Genomic DNA, 3374 nt, shown 5'->3' on the forward strand with positions numbered 1-3374 from the left:
GTCCTGTTATGCCGATGTTGTGGTTATGCCGATGTTGGTCTGTGATCCCAGGTTCCAGGCGGTGGACGGGACAAAAAGGTCGGCATAATCACAGCGCCGCGAGGAAGGCCAGGACAGTGTCGGTGGGTTGGTAGCGCCCTGTGGCGGCGATGCCGGGTGGGGTGACTTTCGCGATCGCGGCCTCCTTCACGGTCATGTCGGCGTGGAGGTAGATGTTTGTCGTGGCGATCTGTTCGTGGCCGAGCCAGAGGGCGATCACGGTGGTATCGACGCCGGCATGCAGCAGGCGCATCGCGGCGGTGTGCCGCAGCGTATGCATGGTCACGTGTTTTCCGACCAGCGACGGGCACGACGTTGCGGCCGTGGTGATGGTGTGTTGGATGCGGTGCTCGATCGCGTCACGGCTGAGACGTCGGCCAGTGCTGGTGGTGAACAGCGCGGCATCGGCGGGGCCACTGTGTTCGGCGATCCATCCCTTCATAACGGTGACGGTGGCTGGCAGCAGCGGTGTGCGGCGTTCTTTGCGGCCCTTGCCGAGGCAGTGGACGTGCGAGCCGATACCGGTGTGGATGTCACTGACGGTGAGCCCGATGATCTCGCTGATGCGCAGCCCGGTCTGGATCGCCAGGGTGAACATCGCATGGTCGCGGCGGCCGGTGCGGGTGTCCTGGTCGCAGGCGCCCAGCAGTGCATCCGCTTCGCTGGGGTCAAGCCAGGTGACGATGTTGCGGTGCATTCTCGCCGCCGGGATCGCAAGGACGCGTTGGATCACTTCGCCGTGCTCGTGGTGGCGCAAAGCGGCGTAACCGAACAAGGAGTGAATCGCGGCCAGGCGGGCGTTGCGGGTGCGGACGCTGTTGCCCCGAACTTCCTCCAGATAGTGGAGGAAGCCGGTGATGGTGTCGGCATCAAGATCGCTGATCTCCACCAGCGAGGGCGTCTTGCCCTTCAGAGGGCAGACGTAGCCGAGAAGTAACGTGAAGGTATCGCGGTAGGAAGCGATGGTGTTGCCGCTGGCCTGGCGCTGGGTGACCAGCCGGTCGGTGAAGAACGCTTGCAGCAGCGGGGCGAGACTGCTCATGATTGCACCTGCTCCCGGGTGTTCGCGGCATCAAGGCGGGCGGCAGCGTGAGCGAGCAGTTCGGGAACGGCGCTCAGATACCAGTAGGTATTCGCCGGGTCGGAATGGCCCAGATAGATCGACAGGGCGGGCATCTTCGCGCCAACATCGGCGCCGTTGCGATACCAGCCCAGCAGCGTGTTCACCGCGAACGTGTGCCGCAGGTCGTGCATCCGTGGCTGCCGCGCCGCAGTGCGTAGCCCTGCGGCAGTAGAAGCGTGTACCCAGTTATCGCGAACAGTTGCGTATTTCAACCGTTCGCCGTCTGCGTCGGTGAAGAACGCTGGCCTGCGACCGTGGTGCTGGTCATCGCGCCAGTGAGCATAGCGTTCGAGAGCGGCAGTGGCGGTCGGGTGGAGCGGAACCAGCCGTGGGTCGCGCCCCTTTCCCCGACTGATCAGCAGCACTCCGGCATCCAAATCGGCGCGGTCCCTGTCCAGTGCGAGGGCCTCCCCGACCCGTAGTCCCGTGGCCGCCAGCAGCGCGAACAACACCGGGTAAGTCTGCGCCCGACTCCCGCCCTCCAGAGTGGCGGCTGCGCGGATCACCGCCGTGATTTCAGCGGAACTGTAAATGTAGGGAGCCTGACGATGCACGGGGCCGGCGAAGATCCCGCGGGGCGGAACCTCGTGGATCGGGTTCAGGGCGTGCATGTAGTCGGCGAACCCGCGGACGGCGGTCATCCGACTCGACGCCCGGGTCCTCGGCGCGGCCGTCACCCCGGCCGGCAGGAGACTGCACCACGTGATTGCCTCGGTGACGGTGAGCACCTCGATGCCCGCGGCCGTGAGGTGTGTGGCGAACTGGTGCAGCAGGTGTTCAGGCCAGGCGAGGTGTGCGCCGAGCTGGCGGCGCAGGCGCAGATAGTCGGTGACGTTCTCATTCCAGGTCATGGCAGTTCACCCCCGGCCGGCCAGGGTCGGGCCAGCTGTCGTAACCGGACCACGTCCACCCGGGCGTAGTTCGCCGTCGTCGCGGGATCGTCGTGGCGGAGTACTTGCCCGATCGCGGCCAACGGCACCTCGGCGGCAACCATAGCCTCGGCCAAACTGTGGCGCAGCTGGTGGGGGCCGAATGTCTCCAGGTGCGCGCGGGTGCAGGCGCGGGTCACGATCGCCCAAACCCCCGGGGAGCTCAGCCGTCGTCGCGGGGCACGGACGGTGCAGAACACTTCCCGCAGGTCCGCATCGGCCGGACGGGCATGCATCAGATAGTCCACCACCGCGGCGCCGACCTCGGCTGGCAGCGGAAGACACTCGTGTTTCGCGCCCTTGCCGCGGATGAGGACCTCGCCGTGGCGCCAATGAATGTCTTCCAGCTGCATTCCGGCGACTTCCCCGGCGCGCAGGCCGAGCCGGGCCAGCAGGAGGATCACCGCATATTCGCGCCGCCCCACCGCTGTGGTCCGGTCACAGCCCTGCAGGAGGGTGTCGATCTGTTCCGCGCTGGGGCCCAGCGGAAGAAGGGAGGGCAACGGTTCCCGGATCACCAGAGTCGCTCCGGTCAGATCACGGTCGAGCTCGCCGGTGATGAAACAGAACCGCAGAAAGGCCCGCAGCGCATAGCCGAACTTTTTCACAGACGCCGGCGCCCGCCCCACTCCCTCCTCCAGCAACGCGCGCGTGACGTCGGCACCGCTCAACCCGGCAAACCCCTCGGACGGACAATGCGTCTCCAGGAACCGCCGGACCCGCACCACATAAGCTGACGCGGTACGCGCCCCGATACGACGCTCCGTCAGAAGGCAGCGCTCGAACCGGACCAGCACCGCAGTATCCTCCGGCGGCCGCGGTGGACACGCTGCCTCCGCGGTGATCACCCCTGACTCGGCCAGCCAGCCCAGCAACGGGCGCAGCGCCTTACGGGTGAACAACGCAGTATGTGTCGCTTTGCGTTCGGCGAGGAATGCATCGACCTGCAACACCGTCAGATCGCCAAGGCGCATGCTTTCCGCCTCGAGCCAGCGACTCAGATGTGCCAGCAGATGGAACTGATTCACAATCGATGCCGAGGTGAATCCCAGCCGCAAGAGTTCGGCCTCAAATCCCTCGGCGTGTTTCTGCAGCGGACCGTGGATCTGGACCCGATCCGCTCGCGTTGTCGCTGTCATCGTGTGCTCCTCGTCTGCTCAATCGTTGAGAAGACAAGCCGATCACCACAGCGTGATTATGCCGACCTTTTTGTCCCGTCCACCGCCTGGAACCTGGGATCACAGACCAACATCGGCATAACCACAACATCGGCATAACATGTC

At 65.5% G+C, this 3374-nt stretch carries 3 protein-coding genes; all 3 read right to left on the minus strand.

What is annotated here, in order from left to right:
* Nucleotides 1-88: 88 nt before the first annotated feature.
* Genes ACZY0Y_RS19695 through ACZY0Y_RS19705 form a run of 3 tightly spaced genes read right to left on the minus strand, consistent with a single transcriptional unit; the run spans nucleotide 89 to nucleotide 3230 of the window.
* A complete protein-coding gene (locus ACZY0Y_RS19695) occupies nucleotides 89-1081 on the minus strand; it encodes a tyrosine-type recombinase/integrase (protein WP_463886759.1) in 993 nt (330 codons plus the stop codon).
* Entirely contained in the window at nucleotides 1078-2013 is a 936-nt protein-coding gene (locus ACZY0Y_RS19700) for a tyrosine-type recombinase/integrase (protein ID WP_463959915.1), read from the minus strand. Before ACZY0Y_RS19700 ends, ACZY0Y_RS19695 begins: the two co-directional genes overlap by 4 nt.
* Nucleotides 2010-3230 carry a tyrosine-type recombinase/integrase gene (locus ACZY0Y_RS19705; protein WP_463959916.1) on the minus strand — a complete coding sequence of 407 codons (1221 nt, stop codon included), beginning with the start codon at nucleotides 3228-3230 and terminating at the stop codon, nucleotides 2010-2012. Before ACZY0Y_RS19705 ends, ACZY0Y_RS19700 begins: the two co-directional genes overlap by 4 nt.
* Nucleotides 3231-3374 lie beyond the last annotated feature (144 nt).

Source organism: Pseudarthrobacter kochi (assembly GCF_055412805.1).

Bases quoted from the DNA above. Each gene is read 5' to 3' on its own strand.
- ACZY0Y_RS19695 (WP_463886759.1), bottom strand. From the start codon at position 1,081: ATGAGCAGTCTCGCCCCGCTGCTGCAAGCGTTCTTCACCGACCGGCTG.
- ACZY0Y_RS19700 (WP_463959915.1), bottom strand. From the start codon at position 2,013: ATGACCTGGAATGAGAACGTCACCGACTATCTGCGCCTGCGCCGCCAG.
- ACZY0Y_RS19705 (WP_463959916.1), bottom strand. From the start codon at position 3,230: ATGACAGCGACAACGCGAGCGGATCGGGTCCAGATCCACGGTCCGCTG.